This is a genomic window from Schaalia canis (assembly GCF_003858455.1).
GTDB lineage: Bacteria > Actinomycetota > Actinomycetes > Actinomycetales > Actinomycetaceae > Pauljensenia > Pauljensenia canis.
Genome location: NZ_RQZF01000013.1, coordinates 35221 through 56272 on the forward strand (window position 1 = coordinate 35221; position 21052 = coordinate 56272).

The 21052-nt window shown below is 58.3% G+C and carries 16 protein-coding genes; 9 read left to right on the forward strand and 7 right to left on the reverse strand.

Going from position 1 to position 21052, the window contains the following annotated elements; all coding sequences use genetic code 11:
* Window positions 1-71: 71 nt before the first annotated feature.
* Both EII11_RS09665 and EII11_RS09670 read left to right on the forward strand, forming a co-directional pair.
* Complete coding sequence (locus tag EII11_RS09665; RefSeq protein ID WP_124872230.1) at window positions 72-1997, forward strand: AMP-dependent synthetase/ligase; 1926 nt, start codon at window positions 72-74, stop codon at window positions 1995-1997.
* Window positions 1998-2249: 252 nt separating this feature from the next.
* Window positions 2250-4109: a phosphoenolpyruvate carboxykinase (GTP) gene (locus EII11_RS09670; RefSeq protein ID WP_124872162.1), complete on the forward strand. Its 1860-nt coding sequence runs from the start codon at window positions 2250-2252 to the stop codon at window positions 4107-4109.
* Window positions 4110-4337: 228 nt separating this feature from the next.
* Here the strand turns inward: EII11_RS09670 and EII11_RS09675 are convergent, their stop codons facing one another.
* Both EII11_RS09675 and clpX read right to left on the reverse strand, forming a co-directional pair.
* The gene (locus EII11_RS09675) at window positions 4338-4691 is read right to left on the reverse strand and encodes a chorismate mutase (protein WP_124872164.1); all 354 of its coding nucleotides are present in this window, start codon (window positions 4689-4691) and stop codon (window positions 4338-4340) included.
* Between the two features lie 87 nt (window positions 4692-4778).
* On the reverse strand, window positions 4779-6029 hold the full coding sequence (gene clpX, locus EII11_RS09680; RefSeq protein WP_124872167.1) for an ATP-dependent Clp protease ATP-binding subunit ClpX: 1251 nt from the start codon (window positions 6027-6029) through the stop codon (window positions 4779-4781).
* Between the two features lie 216 nt (window positions 6030-6245).
* Between clpX and EII11_RS09685 the strand changes: the two genes are divergently transcribed.
* From EII11_RS09685 to EII11_RS09710, 6 genes are all read left to right on the forward strand, one after another.
* Window positions 6246-7448 carry an ROK family transcriptional regulator gene (locus EII11_RS09685; RefSeq protein WP_124872169.1) on the forward strand — a complete coding sequence of 401 codons (1203 nt, stop codon included), beginning with the start codon at window positions 6246-6248 and terminating at the stop codon, window positions 7446-7448.
* 10 nt (window positions 7449-7458) lie between these two features.
* Window positions 7459-8760 carry an ABC transporter substrate-binding protein gene (locus EII11_RS09690; protein WP_124872172.1) on the forward strand — a complete coding sequence of 434 codons (1302 nt, stop codon included), beginning with the start codon at window positions 7459-7461 and terminating at the stop codon, window positions 8758-8760.
* A 93-nt stretch (window positions 8761-8853) separates the two neighbouring features.
* Entirely contained in the window at window positions 8854-9744 is an 891-nt protein-coding gene (locus EII11_RS09695) for a carbohydrate ABC transporter permease (RefSeq protein ID WP_165867138.1), read from the forward strand.
* Window positions 9741-10631: a carbohydrate ABC transporter permease gene (locus EII11_RS09700; RefSeq protein WP_124872178.1), complete on the forward strand. Its 891-nt coding sequence runs from the start codon at window positions 9741-9743 to the stop codon at window positions 10629-10631. Before EII11_RS09695 ends, EII11_RS09700 begins: the two co-directional genes overlap by 4 nt.
* Window positions 10632-10701: 70 nt before the next feature.
* Entirely contained in the window at window positions 10702-12075 is a 1374-nt protein-coding gene (locus tag EII11_RS09705) for an alpha-L-fucosidase (RefSeq protein WP_124872181.1), read from the forward strand.
* Window positions 12076-12099: 24 nt separating this feature from the next.
* Entirely contained in the window at window positions 12100-13284 is a 1185-nt protein-coding gene (locus EII11_RS09710; protein ID WP_124872183.1) for a Gfo/Idh/MocA family protein, read from the forward strand.
* Between the two features lie 158 nt (window positions 13285-13442).
* Here the strand turns inward: EII11_RS09710 and EII11_RS09715 are convergent, their stop codons facing one another.
* The 3 genes from EII11_RS09715 to tig form a co-directional block, all read right to left on the reverse strand.
* Window positions 13443-14090 (reverse strand): ATP-dependent Clp protease proteolytic subunit, encoded by a 648-nt coding sequence (locus tag EII11_RS09715; RefSeq protein ID WP_124872186.1) that lies wholly within the window; start codon window positions 14088-14090, stop codon window positions 13443-13445.
* Between the two features lie 2 nt (window positions 14091-14092).
* Window positions 14093-14698: an ATP-dependent Clp protease proteolytic subunit gene (locus EII11_RS09720; protein WP_124872232.1), complete on the reverse strand. Its 606-nt coding sequence runs from the start codon at window positions 14696-14698 to the stop codon at window positions 14093-14095.
* 484 nt (window positions 14699-15182) lie between these two features.
* On the reverse strand, window positions 15183-16499 hold the full coding sequence (tig, locus tag EII11_RS09725; protein WP_124872190.1) for a trigger factor: 1317 nt from the start codon (window positions 16497-16499) through the stop codon (window positions 15183-15185).
* Window positions 16500-16783: 284 nt separating this feature from the next.
* Between tig and EII11_RS09730 the strand changes: the two genes are divergently transcribed.
* Window positions 16784-17623 (forward strand): GNAT family N-acetyltransferase, encoded by an 840-nt coding sequence (locus EII11_RS09730; protein ID WP_124872193.1) that lies wholly within the window; start codon window positions 16784-16786, stop codon window positions 17621-17623.
* 37 nt (window positions 17624-17660) lie between these two features.
* Here EII11_RS09730 and EII11_RS09735 read toward each other — a convergent pair whose 3' ends face one another.
* Together EII11_RS09735 and EII11_RS09740 are read right to left on the reverse strand one after the other, a co-directional pair.
* Complete coding sequence (locus EII11_RS09735) at window positions 17661-20351, reverse strand: DEAD/DEAH box helicase family protein (protein ID WP_165867139.1); 2691 nt, start codon at window positions 20349-20351, stop codon at window positions 17661-17663.
* Window positions 20352-20376: 25 nt separating this feature from the next.
* Window positions 20377-21036, reverse strand: coding sequence for a TetR/AcrR family transcriptional regulator (locus tag EII11_RS09740; RefSeq protein ID WP_165867140.1), 660 nt, complete (start codon window positions 21034-21036; stop codon window positions 20377-20379).
* Window positions 21037-21052 lie beyond the last annotated feature (16 nt).

Sequence of the window (21052 nt, forward strand, 5' to 3'; positions counted from 1 at the left end):
CAGTGAATGGGGCTTCTGACGAGGCTTCCTCGCGGCGCCTGCCTCGTTTAGCGGCTGCGCTCAATAGCGTCATGGGAGTGCGTGAGGCTACAGCTCGCGGTGCGGCATACCCTGCTCCCATCGGCATTTCTACCGGCGAGGCAACCTTTGACACTGAAGGCCAAGGCGCCATCGAATGGCACGCGCCCGTCATGGTCAAGACTGACTCGACCACAACGATCCCTTATCTTCTTCAGCGTCGCGTCCAACGCTCTGCTCGCCAGCCCCTCATTGAGGTCAAGCGAGGTATGGGGAATGCTTGGCATGCGATTACGGCCTCGGAGTTTTATGACGCTGTCATGGAAACGGCCGCGGGCCTGATCGGTATGGGTTTGGAGTTTGGCGATATGGTCGCCATTATGTCCCGCACCCGCTACGAGTGGACTCTATTGGACTTCGCTTGCTGGTTTGCCGGCCTGGTGCCGGTACCGATTTACGAGACCAGCTCCATTGACCAGATTGCTTTTATTATTCGCGACACTGGTGTCAAGGCGATGGTGACGGAGACCATCACGATGGCGGAGCTGGCGAAGGCTGCTGCCGCGAAGGCTGATGCTGAGGTGACGATCCTTTCCTTGGATTCGGAGGCGATCCGCACGATTGTTGATGCGGGCGCTTCGGTGCCGCGCACTCGGGTCACGGCTCGCACAGCGAAGCTGACGACGGATTCCATTGCCACGATTGTGTACACCTCCGGAACGACCGGCCAGCCTAAGGGTGTGGTCTTGTCTCACGGAAACTTCACGATTATTTCCGTGAACTCTCACCAGTGGATGCCCGAGGTTGCTATGGCGAAGGGTTCACGCCTGCTGCTCTTCTTGCCTCTGGCGCATGTTTTCGCCCGTTTCTTGCAGGTGTTCCAGCTCTCAGGTAACGGGGTGCTGGGGCACACTTCTGACACGCGGAATCTGTTGTCAGACCTGGAGACTTTCCGCCCCTCCTACCTATTGGTTGTCCCGCGCGTACTCGAGAAGATCTACAACTCCGCCGACGCGAAGGCTTCGGCTGGCGGGAAGCAGAAGATTTTCCGGTGGGCGGCGAAAGTGGCGATCTCATACTCGAAGGCGTCGAAGACGCCGGAGGGACCTTCTCGGAAGCTGTCTTTGGCGAGGGCGACCGCTGACCGCCTGGTGTATTCGAAGATCTACAAGCTAGTGGGCGGTAATGCGCGTTTTATTATTTCTGGCGGCGCGCCCTTGGCTGAGCATCTTGCTCACTTCTACACGGGTATGGGACTGCCTGTTTTGGAGGGCTACGGCTTGACTGAAACGGTTGGTCCTCTGTCGGTGAATACCCCGCGTCTGAATAAGATCGGCACCGTTGGACCACCTGTTCCTCCTGTATCGGTGCGAATCTCTGAAGAGGGTGAAATCCTCATCAAGGGGCCCTCTGTTTTCAAGGGGTACCACAATTGCGAGGAGGCAACATCTCAGGCTTTCACTGAGGATGGCTGGTTTAAGACTGGCGATCTTGGCTCTTTGGATCGTGACGGTTACCTTCGCATCACTGGCCGAGCGAAAGAAATCATTGTGACCGCTGGTGGAAAGAATGTTTCCCCGGCGTCATTGGAGGATCCGCTGCGTAGCCATCCGCTGATCAGTCAGGTTGTTGTGGTGGGTGATCGCCGGCCCTTCATTTCAGCGTTGGTAACCCTTGATTCTGAGATGCTGCCTTTGTGGCTGAAGGGACATGGTCTTCCGCCGATGTCTGTCACCGAAGCAGCCACGGATATTGAGGTGCTTGCCTCTTTGGATCGTGCGGTAGAGAAGGCGAATCAGGGAGTCTCACGCGCTGAGTCCATCCGCGAGGTTCGTGTGCTCACGACCGATTTCACCGAGGCGAACGGCCTGCTCACGCCATCGTTGAAGGTCAAGCGCGCTGCTGTGGTGGAACGCTTCGCTGATGTCATTAACGACATCTACGGCGGTCCCTTGGAGGACTCTTCATCTTCGGTATGAGGACGATTCGTCCAACTCTTTAAGACCTCTCGGTGCTGTTGGGGAGCGCGTGAGGTGAGGCGGGTAGTCGCTTCACCCCACGCGCTCCCCTTGTTTGCATTCTCTTGCGCAGGCTTTTCCTTATCCCTCTTATCAACTCATCGCACAGATTTTTCGGTGACCCGTAATTCATGTAGGGACATCCCTCTAGCACGCGCTTAGCAAATGCGATATTCTTAAGCCATCAGTTTCGGCTACCCGAAAAGGTGTGTCATGGAGAATATCTCTACCCTCCTGCAAGAAGCAGGCCTCAACAATCCGTCAGTTACCTCATACGTTGAAAAATGGGCCTCTATCACCCAACCCGATAGGATCGAAGTCATCTCGGCTGCGGACGACGAACGCCTCGTCCAAGAAGGCCTCGCCGCCGGAGAAATCTTCCCAGCAGGCGACCAGCTCTACTACTCACGCTCCTATTACAAGGACACTGCCCGCTCCGAAGAGCGCACCGTTGTCGCCACCCACCGCCCCACAGACAAGGGCGCATACAATAACTGGCGCGATGCCGACGAAGTCACCGCTGTGCAGGTGGAGCACATGCGTGGCGCTTCACGGGGCAAGACCATGTACGTTATCCCCTACCTCATGGCCCCTGTCGGCTCCCCCCTCGAAAAGTGGGCGCGAGGTGTTGAACTCACCGACAATCGCACCGTCGTGCTCCACATGATCCGCATGGCTCGTGTTGGCGTCGAATACCTCAATAACCTGGACAATCCCGACGAGTTCGTCAAGGCGGTGCATGTTACGGGCGACCTGGAGAATCTTGGCCAGGGCACGGAAGACGACAAGCGGCTTTTTGCTACCGTTGCCGACGAGCGGACGATCCTCCATTTCGGATCTTCCTATGGCGGCAACGCTCTGCTGGGCAAGATTGCCCACGGCCTACGCCAAGCCGCCTACGATGGATGGGATTCAAAGGAATTCCTCTCCGAACAGTTCATGCTCATCGGAATCAAGGACAAGGAAAAGGACCACACCTACTACATTTGTGGTGGTTTTCCCTCAGCGTCAGGTAAGACCAATCTGGCCATGATGCTCCCGCCCGATGCCCTAGGTGATCGTTACGAGGTCTACTTCTACGGTGACGATATTGTCTGGCTGCGCGTAGACCCACGCGACGGCCGAGTCTACGGCATGAATCCCGAGTTCGGCGCCTTCGGCGTCGCCAAGGACACCAACGAAATCTCCAACCCCACCGCAATCGAAGCCATTAAGCCCGGCTCACGCACACTCTTCACGAACGTTGCCTACAATCCCACCACTCAGGAGCTCTGGTGGGAAGGCCGGACCCCCACCCACCCAGAGGACGTCACCGGTTGGCTTGATTGGAGGGGAGAGCTGATCTCTGATCGACCGGCCGAAAGGCAACGCTCTACCGACAAGGGCGATGAGTGGGCCCATCCTAACTCGCGTTTCACTACCACCTTGGCCAATGTTCCCAATATCGCCCCCGATTACGAGGAACCCCAAGGCGTTCCCATTGACGCCATCATCTTCGGCGGTCGAGTACGTGATCGTGAACCTCTCATCCGCGCTATTGCTGATCTTGCCGAAGGCGTCTACGATGGCCTAACTCTTGGGGCAGAAGCAACCTTTGCCGCAGAAGGCAAGGAGGGCGTCTTGCGTTACGATCCCATGTCCATGCGCCCCTTCATGTCCTACTCCGAAGGAGAATACGCTCGCCATTGGCTGCGTATTATTGGCGCTGCTTCAGAACAACCCATCTTCGCCCACGTTAACTGGTTCCAACGAGATTCTGAAGATGGACACTTCCTCTGGCCCGGCTACCGCGATAATCTACGCGCTCTTCTCTGGCTCCTTGATTTCAAGGAAGGCCGCGTCACGGGTACTCAAACACCTGTCGGCGTAATCCCCACACCCGAGGAACTCAACCTTGAAGGCTTTGACGGCTCGCGCAAGGATCTTGAGGCCATTCTCTCCTTCGACGCCGCACAGTGGGAGCGCGAATGTGCCCACCGCGAGGAGCATCTTGCACAATTTGAGGGGCTACCAGAAGAAATCTGGGAGGCTCACCGCCGGGTAACAGAGGCAGTGAAAGCAGCCCGAAAGTAACGACGGATGCCGGCTAGAGGGTGTGCCGGACAGCGTCCTCTAGTCGGCATCGTAGGAGTGCGCAGCATTTTGCGCGGAGCCTCCTACTGAAGTTTGGCGATTCGGATGAGCAGCCCGGACGTCAATACTCAGGGGCGGGGCATGCATGAAACCCCTTCGATGCACGCCCCGCCCCTGTATGTCGTTGGTGAAAGTCGTGCGCTATACCTTTCACCTGCGCAAGCCGGTTCAGTCGGCGTTTCTATAGCCTTCCTTAATGGCTTCGTGATGGCGAATCACCTCAGTGACCATAAAGTTCAAGAACTTTTCGGCAAAGTCAGGGTCAAGTCCTGATTCTTCTGCCAGCGCCCTCATACGCACTACCTGCTGAGCCTCACGCTTCGGATCGGCAGGCGGCATATCGTGGATTGCTTTAATGTGGCCAACCTGTTGGGTGCAGCGGAAACGCTCTGCAAGCATATGAATGAGTGCCGCATCAATGTTGTCGATAGTCGCGCGGGCAGCCTTCAGTTCGTCTGGGATGAGCGAAGGGGACGCTGGGCGCGGCTCATTTTCTGACGATGGGCGATTGTTCTTTGTCATTGGCACTCCTTTGAGTGTCAGCCCCTCTATCCCGTAGTTCTCTGCGAAGAGGATCGCGGACTTCTGCCTCGTTCCTTGGCGGTACGCTTAGGCGCTTCGAATATCAGTGCGTTCGGCGTAGAGTTCTGCATTCCCTGTGCCTTCCACGACGTCGCGGGTGATGAGGACACGCGCAACGTCAGAGCGGCTAGGCAGCTCAAACATTAAGTCTGACAGGGTGTTTTCCATGATAGAGGACAATCCTCGAGCGCCCGTTTGCCGTTCATTTGCCCGAGCCGCGATAGCCAGCAGGGCTTCTCGGGTGAAGTCAAGCTGCATACCGTCGAGCTCAAAAAGATGCTGGTACTGGCGAACCAGGCAGTTTTTCGGCTCGGTGAGAACTCGGGTGAGGTCATCCTCGGTCAGTTGCTTTGTTGCTGTCAGCACGGGCAGACGGCCAATGAACTCAGGGATCATGCCGAACTTGTGCAGATCTTCGGGGGTGACCTGCTCGTAGATGTCGCCAATCTCAGAGGCGGATTTCAGTTCCGATCCGAAGCCTGTTGAGCGTTGCCCCAGGCGGGCTTTAACAATTTCGTCGATGCCGGCAAAAGCGCCTGCAGCGATGAAGAGAATACCCGAAGTGTCAATCTCCAAGAACTCTTGGTGGGGGTGCTTGCGGCCTCCCTGCGGGGGTACCGAAGCGACAGTGCCTTCAATGATCTTCAGGAGGGCCTGTTGCACGCCCTCGCCCGAGACGTCACGAGTAATGGAAGCGTTTTCTGCTTTGCGGCCGATCTTGTCGATCTCGTCAATGTAGATAATGCCGCGTTCGGCGCGTTTAATGTCGCCGTCGGCCTCTTGGATGAGCTTGAGGAGGATATTCTCCACGTCCTCACCCACATATCCGGCCTCGGTCAGAGCAGTGGCGTCAACAATGGCGAAAGGAACATGAAGGAGACGTGCGAGGGAGCGTGCGAGGTGGGTTTTTCCCGTGCCCGTTGGACCTAAAAGGAGGATATTGGACTTCGTGCCTGCCATGTCCTCTTCATTACCGGCTTCGCGTGAACGCACGCGCTTGTAGTGGTTGTAGACGGCAACCGAGAGAGCGCGTTTAGCGCGTTCTTGGCCGATCACCCACGAGTCGAGGAAAGCGTAGATTTCCTTGGGCTTAGGCAGCGGGGTTTGGGTGTTTTGGGTGGATTCGGAGAGTTCCTCGTCAATGATCTCGTTGCACAGTTCCACGCACTCATCACAGATGTAGACCTTGCCGGCGCCAATGAGCTTACGCACCTGCTTTTGAGTCTTTGTGCAAAAAGAGCACTTCAAGAGCTCGTCGCTATCGACAAGACGGCTCATAGCAGCATCCTCCAGAGGCGTGTGAAAGGATAAATCTCTTCCTCAAGCCTAGGTGAGTGGCGAGGCCTTTGCGCGGTGGCGCGCCCTGTTCTTCACCTAAATCACATCCCACCGCCGCCCTCGGAGCTTCATTCACACTGTCTTGACAAGCTAAGCCGAGGCTCCTATCCTCGACTTATTAAATTGACTTTCATAAGTTACGACAGGGTGGTCGTCATGGAGGACAACACCGTTCACGCAGACAGACTTGCTGACCTCAGCGCCGCAAGCCGAGCACGCTGCGTCGCTGAACTACGCCGCGCTTCCTCACAACCCCTGCACGCCCTCGCCAGCGCCATCGGACTCTCACGGCCCGCACTCAAAACCCACCTTGACGCCCTCATCGAATGCGGATTCGTCACCCAAGAAGAACCCCGCATCGGACGACAAGGAGGACGCCCAGCAGCAGCCTTCTCCCTCAACCCCGCAGGAGCCACCCTCTGCGTCCTCGACATCTCACGCCACGAACACCGCTACCTCATCCTCAACTTCGAAGGCACCATCGAACACGCTCTCACCATCGAAGCAGACGCCACGCTCACCCCACAGGAAAGAAGCGCACTAATCCTTGAGCAAATGTCTACCTTCCTGAGCGAAGCCGGCATCCCCCTTGACAGCGTCAGTTGCTTCTCAGCAGCCATCGGCGGGCAAGTCGACTCTTCGGGCACCGTACAACGCATCTGCAAACACAAGGCCCTCATCGACCTTTCACTTTTCTCCGAGCTTCCCAGCCCACTCATCCTCGAAAACGACCTCAAAGCTGCAGCCTACGCAGAACAACACATCGGGTGCGCGCGCGGACTCCACGACATCATCTACGCACTCGTCTGGTACCAAGTAGCAGCAGGCCTCATCCTTGGCGGCAAACTCCGCCGCGGCGCCCACGAGTTCGCCGGCGAACTCAACCTCGTACAGTCAACCGCCGAACTCCCCGACACCTATCGCAACCAATGGGAGAGCTGGCCTGCAGTGCTTGACCTCGCACATAAATGCGAAGCGGGAGATCAAGAAGCCTGCACCTCCATCCGCGACTTCAGCCGACGCGCCGCTCAACAGATCGCATTCCTCGCAACGAGCACCGACCCCGAAATGATCGTCCTCGGAGGACCCCTCGCCCATCGCAGCTCCATCATCTTCCACGAAGTGACCGAGGCACTGCGCAAGGAACTCCCCCACGGGCCTGCCTTTGCCACAACAATCTCGGCGCTCCCCACCTGGGGGCCAGCCCTTGGTGCAGCGCTGCGCGGACTCGAAAACATCGAACTCCGCACCCTGGGTGCCGCGTCATTGGAGTATCACCTCCACAACGCAACACCCTTGCCTATTCCCATTCCACCAGCCCCGGAGCAAAGCAAGTCAAGCAGCTCCCCGTCTCGATGAGGAAACCCTTATGAGAAAAACAACCACAATGGTCGCCGCAGCAAGCGCCTTCGCGCTTACCCTCGGGCTCGCAGCCTGCTCACAAGGAGGCGACGACAGCGTCAGCTCCGCAAGCAGCGCAACGGACGGGACCTCCATCACCTACGTGCTTCCAACCTCGTGGGCCAGTGTTCCCGCACTCACAAGCGCCGTTGAAGACTTTAATGCGGCCAACGACATTACGGTCACCCTTCAGGCAGTTCCCGACGAGAACTACAACTCCGTTGTCGGCTCCCGCTTAGCAGGCGGCACCGATATTGACATCTTCGCAGGCTCCTACACTCTGTTCGATGTTCCCAACGTCATGGTCGATCTGTCTGGTGAGGACTTCACCTCTCGCATGCCGAAGGCCTCCATCGACTCTATCACCTTCAGCGACGGCAAGATCTACTCCTACCCCTCCCCCACCCCCGGCGCCTCCTTCGGCGTGTTCTACAACAAGAAGGTCTTTGAGGCCGCAAAGATCACCACCCCCGCAACTCTTGATGAACTCACAGCGGCCATGAAGACCCTCAAGGACTCCGGCGTTGCTCCCCTCTACCTCGCAGGAAAAGACGGGTGGACCCTGCTCCAGCACCGCAATGCCACCAACCCCCTGATGAATCTCAGCGGCGACACCATCGGCAAGCTCAACTCCAACTCAATCCGCTGGGATGCCATCCCCGAACTCAAAGACCAATACACCGCCCTTGCACAGTGGGCTGAAAATGGCTACCTCAACGACAACGTTCTGACCGCCACCTACGAAGAATCCCTGCAAAACCTCGTTGATGGAAAAGCCGGCATGATCATCAACGGCACCTGGGTGATCGGCGCCCTAGCTGACCTCAACGAAAGCGCAAAGGACACCATCGGATTCTTCCCCCTGCCCAGTAAAGACGGCAAGACCATGCTCGGTGTCTCTGGCGCCGATGGTCTGCACATCGCAAAGAGCAGCGCAAACATTGATGCGGCAAAGAAGTTCCTCGCGTTCTTGTCCTCCAAGGAGATCGCCCAGAAGTTCATGGATGGAGCCCCCGGCATCAGCAACTTCACCGACGTCACCGTGCCCGACAGCACCCCGGTTGCGATGAAGGAAGTCAGCGAGGCAATCGCCAATGGTGACACCACCCTCGCTATCGACAAGGTCTCGCTAGTGCCCGCACCTGAGACTGACCTCATCGCCGCCTACCAGCAGCTCGTCGCTGGAAAGATGAGCGCCGATGAGTTCCTCACCGCCGAAGCTGAAGGCATGATCGCTTCAGGTAAGGCTGCAGGCATCGAAGGATTCTGATTCCTTCGAGGGTGGCCCACCACGCGCCACACGCGTAGTGGGCCGCCCTCGCCACGCCCTCTTTCTCTTCTCACAATGCGCTCAGGAGGACCTGTGTTTGCTTCCTCTCGCCGCCGCGCACGCATGTACCCCTCGTACTTCCTCGCACCGGCACTCATCATCTTCACCGTCTTTTACATCATCCCCGCCTTCGTCGGCCTGGGCCTGTCTCTGACCGACGCCACGCTCACGTCCTCAACGATGAAGTTCGTCGGCTTGACGAACTACTACACCCTCTTTTCCTCCACCGGCCAGTTCCTTCCCGCCGTCCTCAACCAATTCCTCTTCGCCTTCCTTGTGACCATAGGAAAAACCGGGGTTGGCGTCCTCTTAGCCCTTTTCATGGACCAACGTTTCATCGGACGAGACTTCCTTCGCGCACTGGTCTACGCCCCCATCATGATCTCTCTGGTGGTCGTCGGCATGGTCTTTAACTTCCTGCTTGACTCCGATGGCATTGTCAATCAATTCCTTGAGGTCGTCGGACTCGGCGCAATCACTCGCCCCTGGCTCGGGGACTTCGACACCGCGTTGGTGACAGTGGCAGGTATCGACGTGTGGATCGGTGTGGGATGGACCGTTGTCATCGTGCTCGCCGCACTACAGTCGGTCCCCCAAGACGCCCTCGAAGCAGCAAAAATCGACGGAGCTGGCCCCATTCGCACAGTGTGGTCCATCAAACTGCCCCTCGTCGCCCACGCCGTCAACCTTGCTCTCCTGCTGACCTTCATTTCAGGTATGAAGGCCTTTGACATCATTTACGCCACCACCGGCGGCGGCCCCGGCCACTCAACCGAAGTGATCTCCACCTTCATCGCCAAACAGCTTGTCACCGGCTCCCTCGCACTGCCTGCAGCGGCAAGCTTCGCACAATTTGTCCTCATCACCACCATCGCATTCCTCATCCATTTCCTCATCCAACGCAGTCAGGCTGATGCAGAATGACGACGACACCACACACTCCCTCGCCCCGCACTCGCATGACGCGCACCTTCCAGCGCATGGGAGCAACCTCGCGTAACCCCGTCGTATCAGCGCTGGTTTACCTCTGCGCCATCCTCATTACCGCCACCTACGTCATTCCCCTCTCTCTAGTGCTTCTCACCTCGGTCAAATCCGACCAGGAATCAAAGGTGATGAACTTTTCCATGCCAGAACAATGGCGATGGGACAACTACCTCACCGTGCTTTCCACCCCCGGCGTGGCAAAAGGCCTCCTGAACGGACTCATTGTTGCCGTCGGAGTTACTGCACTGACCGTCCTCGTGTGCGCAATGGCGGCCTTCGTCATTGCACGCTCACGAACAACCTTCACCGTTCGCGCCTACCAGTACCTGCTGGCTGGAATGATCGCCCCCTTCAGCTTCATCCCAGCTATCAAGGTCTTACAGTTCCTAGGACTCTACGGTACTTTTACCGGCCTGATCCTTGTCGACGTTGGCATCCAGATCCCCTTCATTACCCTCATGTACGTTGGGTTCATTCAGCGTCTCCCCCGCGAACTTGATGAAGCCGCCATTGTGGACGGTGCCGGCCCGCTGCGAACCTTCTTCCACATCATCCTTCCGCTGCTCAGACCAGCAAGCGTCACCTGCATCGTCCTGCTTGTCACCTTCGCGTGGAACGAGTTCCAAAACGTCCTTTTCCTCATGCCCAATCAGGACAAATGGACCATGCCGATGACCGTCTTTAACTTCCAGGGATTACACAGCTACAACTACGCCCTTGTCTGCGCCAACATTGTTGTCTCAGTGATCCCCGTCCTCACCGTCTACCTTTTTGCCCAAAAGCACATCGTGTCGGGAATGGTGGCCGGAGCGGTCAAGAGCTAAAGCTCCCCCACCCCAGCGCAACTGTCGGCACCGCCGTCACCCACACCTCATTTGGAAGACCTCCATCCTCATGTCAACTCACCTCAACACAACCCTGCCCTACCAACGCACCCCCGTACCCGACCGTTTTTCCCGCTCCGACTGGTTCCGCCGTGCACGCCTTGGCATGTTCATTCACTGGGGCGTGTACTCGGCCATAGGGCGCGGCGAATGGGTTCGTTCCCATGAAGAAATGAGCAGCGAGGACTACGCCCCATGGGCGCAGGCCTTCAACCCTCAGTCCGTTGACTTCGACGCTTGGGCAGCTCTCGCACAAGAAGCCGGCATGGAATACGCCGTACTCACCGCGAAACACCACGACGGCTACTGCCTCTTCGACTCGCAGTATTCAACCTTCTCCTCTGCGGCAATGGCCCCCAAACGAGACTTCGTCGCTGAGTTCCTCGAAGCATTCCGCAAACGAGGCATCCGCGTTGGCCTGTACTTCACGCTGATTGACTGGTCCCACCCGGACTACCCCCACTACGGAGACAGTTTCCACCCTGAACGCAACAACCCGGCATTCACCAACGAAGATCGAGACTTCAACCGCTACCTTGACTTCATGCACGCCCAGGTTGAAGAACTCTGCACCCGCTACGGCACCCTGGACATCCTCTGGTTTGACTTCTCCTACGGTGAGCTCACCGGAGAAGCATGGCGCGCCACAGAACTGATGGCAATGGTCCGCCGCCACCAACCCGATGCGGTCGTTGACAATCGTCTCGAAGTGTCAGCGTCAGGCTTTGGCAGTATCGTGACTGATTCGCCTTCCTCCTACTGCGGAGATTTTGTCTCGCCCGAGCAGATCGTCCCACCAGAGGGAATTCTCGGTCATGATCGCGCGCCCGTCCCCTGGGAATCCTGCGTGACCTTAAATAACCACTGGGCGTGGCACCACTCCGACCGCGACTATAAAAGCGGACAAACCCTCATTCGTAAACTTGTGGAAGTCGTGAGTAAAGGAGGTAATCTCCTGCTCAATGTCGGGCCTGATGCGCAGGGGCGGATTCCCGATGAGTCCGCGCACGTCCTGCGCTATCTGGGGCAGTGGGTGCACACAAATAGCGCATCCATCAAGGGTGCTGAAGGATCGGCCCTTGCTAAACCAGAGTGGGGACGATGGACACAACGAGGCCGTTACCTCTACGCGCATGTCCTTGAGCAGCCCATCGGACCATTGCCGCTGCCGGGCGTGGATGCGAGCACTATTGAGTCGGTCAAATTGCTTGCCACCGGAGAGGAACTTCATCTGGCGTCCTCGTGGGTGATCGAGGCATACCCCGACCTGACTTTCGTTGCTTTCGGCCCGGAAGGCGGAGATGACTCTTTCACCCACATGCTGCCTGATGCGGATGATACCGTCGTAGAAATCACCTTGCGCGAACCCGGCACCCCCGCCTGACCTCTTGCGGATAGGAGAACCTTCATGACCAGTTACCAGTACGCCATGATTGGCTGCGGTGCCCGCGCCACCATCGGCAAGCACATCCCCACCGTTGAGCCCGGCTCCCGGGTGGCGTGGGCTGTAGACACCACGGAAGCAGGACGAGGCCGAGCCCGCGAACTCTTTGGTGATATCGACATCCTCAGTTCCGTAGAAGAACTCATCGCCCACACCGGAGGCCCCGGCAGCGGCCGCGTCCGCGGTGCCATCGTCTGTACCCCAGATGATACGCACAAAGCCGTCGCGGAGGTCTTACTCAAGGCGGGTATTCCCGTCTACCTCGAAAAACCGATGTCCATTTCTTTAGAGGATTCAGACGCCCTCGTTGACCTTGCCGCATCCACGGGCACGCCCCTGTATGTTGGGCACAATATGCGGCACATGTCGGTCATTACGCTGATGAAACGCCTCATTGACGAGGGCGCCATCGGTCAGGTTCAGGCAGTGTGGTGCCGACATTTTGTTGGTAACGGGGGTGATTACTACTTCAAGGACTGGCATGCGGATCGCTCACGGGCGGGCACTTTGCTGCTACAAAAAGGCGTGCATGATATTGACGTCATCCATTTCCTTGCGGGAGCGTCATCGTCTGTGGTGCAGGGGATGGGCGACCTCATGATTTATGGGGATATTGAGTCTCGTCGGGACAATTCGGATATGACGATGCCCGAGTGGTTTTCTATGGATAACTGGCCGCCGCGAGCACAGCGCAACCTGAATCCCATCATCGACGTTGAAGATATTTCCATGCTGCAGATGCGTCTAGACAATGGTGTTCTCGCCTCCTACCAGCAATGCCATTTCACACCTGACTACTGGCGTAACTACACCGTCATTGGGGATGCTGGGCGTTTAGAAAACTTCGGAGACGGTGAAGGTGGTGTCGTGCGTGTGTGGAATAGACGGCACACTTTCGCGCCTGAAGGCGATGAGGAGTACCCCATTGTCGGCGACTTGGGTGGTCATGGCGATGCTGACAAACTCACGATGGCTGAGTTTGTGTCGATCATTGCCCAGGGTGCGGCCCGTTCTGAAGCGGAGCATCTTGCAAACCCGTTGGCTGCCCGTGATGCTGTTGCCACGGCAGTCATGGGGGCGCGTTCCGTTCGCAATGGCAGCGTGCCTGAGCAGATTCCACCACATCGGCTCAGTGAGGCTTCACGGTAGTTGACAGGTTCTTACCACCATGGGCTGAATTGACCTGGGAAGATACATGGAAAGAGGGCGGCTGCATAGTGCAGCCGCCCTCTTCCCAGCGTTGTCACTGTGCCCCATTTTTCTTATGCGCCTGTCAGCGAGGGGCCAGTTACTGAGTGGTGTGTTGCTTAGGCATTGCCCTTACGGGAGGCAAGCACCTGGTCGATGAGTCCGTACTCCAGCGCCTGCTGTGCGGTGAGGATCTTGTCGCGGTCGATGTCGCGACGCACCTGCTCAACAGGGGTGTTGGAGTGGGCGGCCAGAGTGTCTTCCAGCCATGCGCGCATACGGTCGAGTTCGTCGGCCAAAATCTGAATGTCAGAGGCCTGTCCGTGCATGCCTTCCATCGCAGGCTGGTGAATGAGCACGCGGGCGTTGGGCAGGGCCAAACGGCGGCCCGGAGAGCCCGCAGCAAGTAGGACAGCAGCAGCCGAGGCAGCCTGCCCCAGGCAGACCGTCTGAATCTGAGGCTTAATGTACTGCATCGTGTCGTAGATAGCTGTCATTGCGGTGAAGGAGCCGCCGGGGCTATTGATGTACATGGTGATCAGCGAGTCAGGGTCCTGAGATTCAAGAACCAGAAGCTGAGCCATGACGTCATCAGCCGAAGCGTCGTCAACCTGAACGCCCATAAAGACAATACGATCTTCGAAGAGCTTGGCGTAGGGGTCTTGGCGTTTGAAGCCATAGGCTGTACGTTCCTCGAAGGAGGGCAGGACGTAGCGCGCCTGGGGCATCTGGCGGGCGATAGCCTCAAAGTAGGGCTGGGTGCTCATAGTCAGTTGGCTCCATCCTGTGCGCGGTTGCCGATTTCCTGCGGGGTAGACACGACCTTGTCCACGAAGCCGTACTCAAGGGCTTCGGTGGCGGAAAACCAGCGATCTCGGTCAGCGTCAGCAAGAATCTGCTCGTAGGACTTACCCGTCAGGTCGGCAGTAATCTGGGTCAGCTCTTCCTTCATCTTGAGGATGAGGTCAGCGTTAATACGAATATCCGTTGCCGTACCGCCCGCACCGCCTGAGGGCTGGTGCATGAGTACGCGCGTGTGCGGCGTGATGTAGCGCTTGCCGGGTGTGCCTGCGGTCAGCAGGAACTGGCCCATCGAGGCTGCCAGACCCATACCCACGGTGACGACGTCGGGCTTGATGTATTGCATGGTGTCGTAGATGGCCATACCTGCGGTTACTGATCCACCTGGGCTATTGATGTAGAGGTAGATGTCGCGGTTGGGGTCTTCTGCCGCGAGCAGCAGCATTTGGGCGCAGATCGCATTAGCGTTGTCGTCGCGGACCTCACCGCCAAGCCAGATGATCCGTTCCTTCAGCAGGCGCTGGTAGACGGAGTCACCCAACGCCATCGGGGATTCGGCGCCGGCGCCGTGCATCACGTTGCTCACGTGTCACCTCCAGGATTCACAGTCCACTTGCGGACTTGTACTGTCCCCTAACCTAATGCTTTTTGCGGGATGGGGCGCGCTGCATCCACTGCTTTTCGCTATCGGCGCACGGGCTTTCAGCCACAACGATCAGCCCTCTCGTGCTGAGGGCATCCGCATGCAGCTCGCACCAAGCAGTTGGCATCCACTTCAGGCCTGCTCGGGTCAAAGGCTTCCTCTGAAGAAAGCCCATGCGACAGTGGTGCAGTGACGTGACACGTGTTGTGCTGTGAAGCAGTTGCGACCTGAGGTGACAGCTAGAGGTGTCACGCAATGCAACAAGTGCTCCAAAACTCCCTGCACGGCCCCTCCAGCACTCCCCGCTCAAGCACATTCGCGCACCCTAGGCCTCCAGGTGAGAACAAAAAGCCTGGGGCGGCATCGCAGGATGCCGCCCCAGGCTTTAAGACGAGTCAGTGAGAAACTGAAAGGGTCACTCTTCGTCGCCAGCTTCGTCTTCGTCAGCCTCTTCTTCAGCTTCGGGAGCTTCTTCACCGAGGAAGGCCGACAGGTCAACGTCAGCGCCAGCGGTGTCCTTGACGGTCACCAGACGCAGCATCTCAATGAGAGCCTTCGCGCGGCCAAGGTCAGCGACAACAGCGGAAAGCTGAGCCGAGTTGGAGAAGAGCTGGGAGATGTCCATGCCGTAGGTCTGAGACATCTGCAGCGCGTAGTCAATGAGCTCCTGCTGAGAAACCTGAACCTCAAGCTTCTTGGCGATTGCCTCGGCCAGAATCTCGGTGCGGAACTCCTTTTCGATCTCCGCACGAGCTTCCTTCTTCGCCTTAGCGGTGGCAGAATCACCAACGCGCTGAGCAACCTCAGCGTCCACAGCGGACTCAGGCAGGAGGATTTCGACCTTGTCGAGCAGGTGCTCAACCAGGCGGTCGCGGGCCTGAAGAGCCTGCTGGGAGGTCTTGGTCTGGCCGGCCTGCTTGCGCAGGTCTTCCATCAGTTCGTCAATGGTGTCGAACTCGGACACCATCTGAGCGAAGTCGTCATCAGCCTTGGGCAGTTCACGGGCCTTGACGGAGGAAACGTGCATCGAGACCTCAGCCTCTTCGCCTTCGTGCTCGCCGCCCTTGAGGGTGGTGGTGAAGGTGATGTCGTCGCCTGCATGGCAGCCGCGCAGAGCCTTGTCCTGACCGTCAAGCATGTTGCCCTTGCCGATCTCGTAGGAGACGTCGGAAAGGGAGTCAACCTCTTCGCCGTTCACCGTGGCCACAAGGTCGATGGTCACGAAGTCGCCGGTCTTGGCCTGGCGCTTGATGGGGGTGAGGGTGGCGAAGCGGCCACGCAGTTCATCGAGTTCAGCCTGAACGTCTTCGTCGGACACCTCGGTGGTGTCAACTTCGATGACGGTGGAGGCGTCAACGTCGGGCACCTCGAAAGCGGGAACAACGTCAACCTCGGCGGTGAATACGAGCTGACCGCCGTGTTCGCCGGTGGTGTTGGGGATCTCGGTGACCTCAACGGAAGGCTGGGACATGGGGCGCAGGTCGTTTTCCTGCACGGCGCCGGAGTAGTGGGTGGGCAGGACCTCGTTGACAACCTGCTCGATGACGGCGGCGCGACCGAAACGCTGGTCGATGATGCGTGCGGGGACGCGGCCCTTACGGAAACCGGGGATGGAGACCTGGTTGGCAATATCCTTGTACGCCTTGTCCATTTCGGACTTGAGTTCCTCGTAGGGAACCTCAACGGTCAGGCGAACCTTGGTGGGCTCGAGGGTCTCAACGGTGCTCTTCACGTGTGTGCACTCCAGAATCAAAGGAATGGGCACCCGGCGAGCGGGCGCATGACAACTCTCCGATTCTACGCCAGTGTTGGGGCATTGTCGCTATCCGCCAGTGTGAACTCTATCCGCCCGCCTGAACTCCTGCGTTTGCCTCGCCCTTCAGCGGCCAACGTGCCCGCATCCTCATTCTTTCCTCCGCTGCGCTCCTCCGGCCTCCGTCATGTCCGCCCCCTTGCCTACACCTCATTGCTTCGTGCGCGTGCCTCTGTCTTGTCGGAAGGAGGTAGGGTATGCCAATGACTAGCGATTCCCTCCTGCAGATCTATGACACGCAGATGCGCACCGATGCCGAGGTCTTTGATGCTGCTTCTGTCACGCGCATCGGCCCCGTTTACGCCGCGCTCCTTACTTCGACCCGGCGGGGCCTTGTCACCTACGCCTCCCTTGAGGGCGCCGGCGACATTGACGCCCTGATTGACGAGGTGATCTCCCACTATCGCCAGGTGGGAACAGTGCGGTCTTTTGAGTGGAAGGCGCGCGGACACGATGAACCCGCAGATCTGTGTGAGCGTCTGGAGGCTCACGGTTTCAGCCGTGATGATGCTGAAACCGTGATGGTTGGCGATGCTGAGGCGATCCTTGATGCTGAGTCTCCCCTGCCGGAGGGCTACCGCGTTGAGCGTCTAACCTCACGCGAAGACCTCTATGCCGCCAATGAGTTGGCAGCTCAGGTCTTTAACTTCTCTGATGCTCGGCGCGCCGAGTATGCCGACCGTCAAACGCGTCGGCTCTATGCAAACAAGGGCGCAGAACTATGGTGTGTGCGCTACGCGCTTGATCCAACTGGCCCGGATCGCATGGTCTGCACGGGCCGTATCGAGCACATCCCCGGCACCGATTTTTCCTCGCTCATGGGCGGCACTTGCTTGCCTGAGCATCGCGGTCTTGGCCTGTACCGTGCGATCACGGCAGCGCGCGCTCGAAGCGCACTCGCCGCAGGCAAACGCTATCTCCACGCCGACTGCACGGAGTACTCCCGCCCGATTCTCCAGCGCGCTGGACTACAGGCAGTCACCACTGCGATTCCAATGATCTACGACTTCACCCCGGAAGCTCAAGCAATTCAATCTGCCTGACACACTTGGAAAGCGGCGCCGTTCCTTTGCCTCGCCCTCAACGCCCGTAGACTCTGCGGGCTGTCATATAACGACGTTGATCGACCGTGCCTGCGCCTCGGTTGCTCGCTGCGTGTTTGCGTGCTTTCAGCAGATAGGCGCGCCCTTCCACACTGCGCACATAGAGAGCGTGCATGTGCACACCATTCGTTTTTAGCGCATCGACAAAGATGTCAACGTGTTCGCGTTTGCTTCCAATCACCTGGGGGACGTTCTGAGCAAAGAAGGTTTTCCACGGCAGATGCCGTAGCGCGGGAATCAGGATGTAACGGGGGTTTCTGACCGGGGCATACATTTCTGTTAACGCCTGCGCGAACACCTGCTCTTCACGATCGCTTGCGCCACTGAGCGAAGCCCGATAGGTGTACTGGTCGTCACTATCGACATCCACTGTTGCACTGTCGCTGGTAATCAGGCCAATACTTCGTAGAGCCTGCACAAGAGCTTGACTTTGACGTCGAATTCGATGCTCAGGGTAGAGCAGGGGCCGACGGAAATACCAGGAGAGCACACCCCACGTCACCACAATCACCGCTGCAAGGAGGTAGATCGCCAGAGTGAGAGGCCCCCATGTTCCCGCTCGCGCAAAGAAACGCAGTGTTTCAAAAACAAGCATGGCACCAAACGCTACGCCAGCGGCAACAAACATCTCTGCCGCTGCGACGATCTTTACTTCAGGGAGAGCAATGCCGGCGCGCGTACGCAGGTGGATACCACCGCCGCCCTCGTAGTTCTGGTCATCAATAGCTTGACGCCATAGTTGAGCAACGAGCAGCCGATTACTGGAGCGAGACAGGGTGTCTTTGTTCAGTATCGGGATGGACACGTCCGTCCACCCGGAAGACTCTCCCGCGCACCTCTCAATGCCGTTTTCGACGACAGGATCGTAAGCGCGCGGCCCGACAAAGGTTGTGAATCTCTTGCTGAGTGCTCTGAAATCACGCGAAGCGCTGAGTTCGTCCTTTTCGACGTCGCGGTTGAGCAGGTGCACAGGGTCTGCAGTGGCCAGGTGCCACACATGAGCGACCTTGTCAGGAACAGCAGGGTCAATGCGGATGACCCGCCCGCGCATCTGGTTGCTCATCATGGTGGCTTTAATGGTGGAGGCAAGAACCAGGGTGTTGAGCTGGGGGCAGTCCCACCCCTCGCCCAGCAGAGCCGCCGTGCCAACAAGGATTGTCAGGGTGCCTTCGGCGAGGGCCTCAGTGAAAATCCGAACTGAGGTTTTTGCGGCGCCTGCCCCACTGACAATGAGGTAGTCCTCGCAGTTGGGGAGGGCCCGAGTGGAAAGTTCAACGCCATGTTGAGATGCGAGGGCGTTCAGCCGCTCCAGGGCTGAGCGAGGGGCAATGAGCAAACTACCTGTCAGCACCCCCATACTCTGAGCGGCGGCCGCTGCGCGCGGCGTTCCCGCTTGAGCTAGGGCGCGGCGGGCGGCCTCGAAGGCGGGAACCACGCCAAGCTGCACAAGAGGCTGGTCGGTGCCGATGAGGCTGCGCATATCGGCGCGAATGTGATCAGCGAGGATCAGCATGCGCAAGTCCTCACCCATCTGCTCTGCTTCATGTCGGGCGATAGTGCCGATGGAGTCGCATTTGCCTGCCGAGTTCACCAGCAACGTGTTGGCCGAAAGGTCCGTGGTGTTGATGAGTTTGCGTCCGCGCAGAAGGTGGGCGCTTTTGAGCGCCTCGGTGACAGCATCGTTAAAGGCATCGGGGAAAAGGGTGGGATTGGCCAGAATGAAGGCGAAACCGTCCTCGATGCTGCCAGCGTGTTCCTCGGTGGTGAGCAGGAGTGTGAGAACCTCTGGGAGAGGCACTCCCCATTCCCGAAGGAGAAGAAGCAAGCCCAGGCTTCCGGGCTCGTCATCGAGGCAGGCGTCGAGGTATTCCTCTGGGGCGAGCAGCAGTGGCGCGTCGGTGAGGAGGGTGCGCGCGCTACCCGTCTGATCATCGGGGTTGGCAAGGCGTGCGGCGGCCTCGACGGTGTTACGCCTGAGATCGCGTAGGCGTTGGATTTCTTCTTCGGTGGGCAGACCGACAAGAACGTAGTCTTGGTGGGGAGCGAGGTCGCCAGTGGCCACGAGTTCGGGAACGGAAATTTCGGCGTCGATGTCTCCGCACAGGTCAATGTAACGCTGCCATTGTGCGGGTGTCGTGTCGTAGGGAGGGGTGGCGGTGAGGGAGATGATCAGTAGTTCGACGTTCCTCTCTTTCATGCGGGCGATGAAGTCTACGAGGGCGTTGTGCCACTGGGAACGCAGATGGTGGGCCTCATCAAGGATGATCGTTCCGATGTGGTCGAATTGGGCAAGCAGGTCGGTGTCGGTGAAGGTCTCGCCGGTTTCTTCGTCGGTGGAACGTTCGTGGGCAGCGTGGAGTGACTGGTAGGTGGTGGAGGTGATGAAGGCGGGTGTGCGGATCGACGTGGAATGCTGTGCGGCTTCGGGAGTATGGGTTGCGAAGTGTTCGTTGAGGCGACTGAGCCACTGATCGCGAATGGTGAGGCTTGGGGAGAGGACGAGGGTGGGTTGCCCTCGCCGTCCTGCGACTTCTAGTCCGAGGATGGTTTTGCCGGATCCGGGGGCGGCAACGACGTGAAGGCGTCCGTCACAGGCAAGAGTGTGCGCCTGGTCGAGGACGCGCTGTTGGTAGCTGCGGAATCGGCCGGTGAAGGTCCATGAAGGCATTGAGGTCTCCTGCAACATGGTGGCTCTATCGAGGTCGACTGCGTTGGGTAAAGGCTTTCATGTAGGCATCAAGTGCTGGCGTAGCACTTTGTGCGATCTGCGCTGGCGTTGCAGTTTTTACTTTAGGTAGTTCCAGAATGTAGCGCGCGAAGAGGATGCCGTAGATGTGGGATCCGATGAGCACGAGGTCAAGGGATGCGGACTCTCCTTCTGCGCTGCCAGGAATTTGCGGAAAGATCTGTTCGCTGATGAAGCGCAGCATGATGGCGTGTGATTCTTCGTGGGTGCCAACGCTGCGCAGTAGGGAGATGAACGCTGGGCCAAAGCGGGGATCGTCCAGGGTGGTGATGATGTATTCGAGGTATCCCGTCCAACCTTGATCTTCTTGGGCAAGGGCTTTGATGAGGCGTTCTTTAACGCCTTCTGCTTCGAAGGTCGTGGCGATGACGGCGGAGAACAGTTCTGCTTTGGTGCCGAAGTAGTAGTGAACGAGTTTGGTATCAACGCCTGCTTCGGTGGCGATCATGCGGATGGTGGCACCTTGGTAGCCGTGGCGCGCGAAGACGCTGCGGGCGCCGTCGAGGATGGCGGCTGCGATATCGGTGCGGTCTGCGCGTGGTCCGCGACGGTTTGACGAGGCCGTCCTCGCCCCCTCGTGTGTCGTGGAAGAATCGCGAGTTGCCACTTCCTCTCCCCTCTCC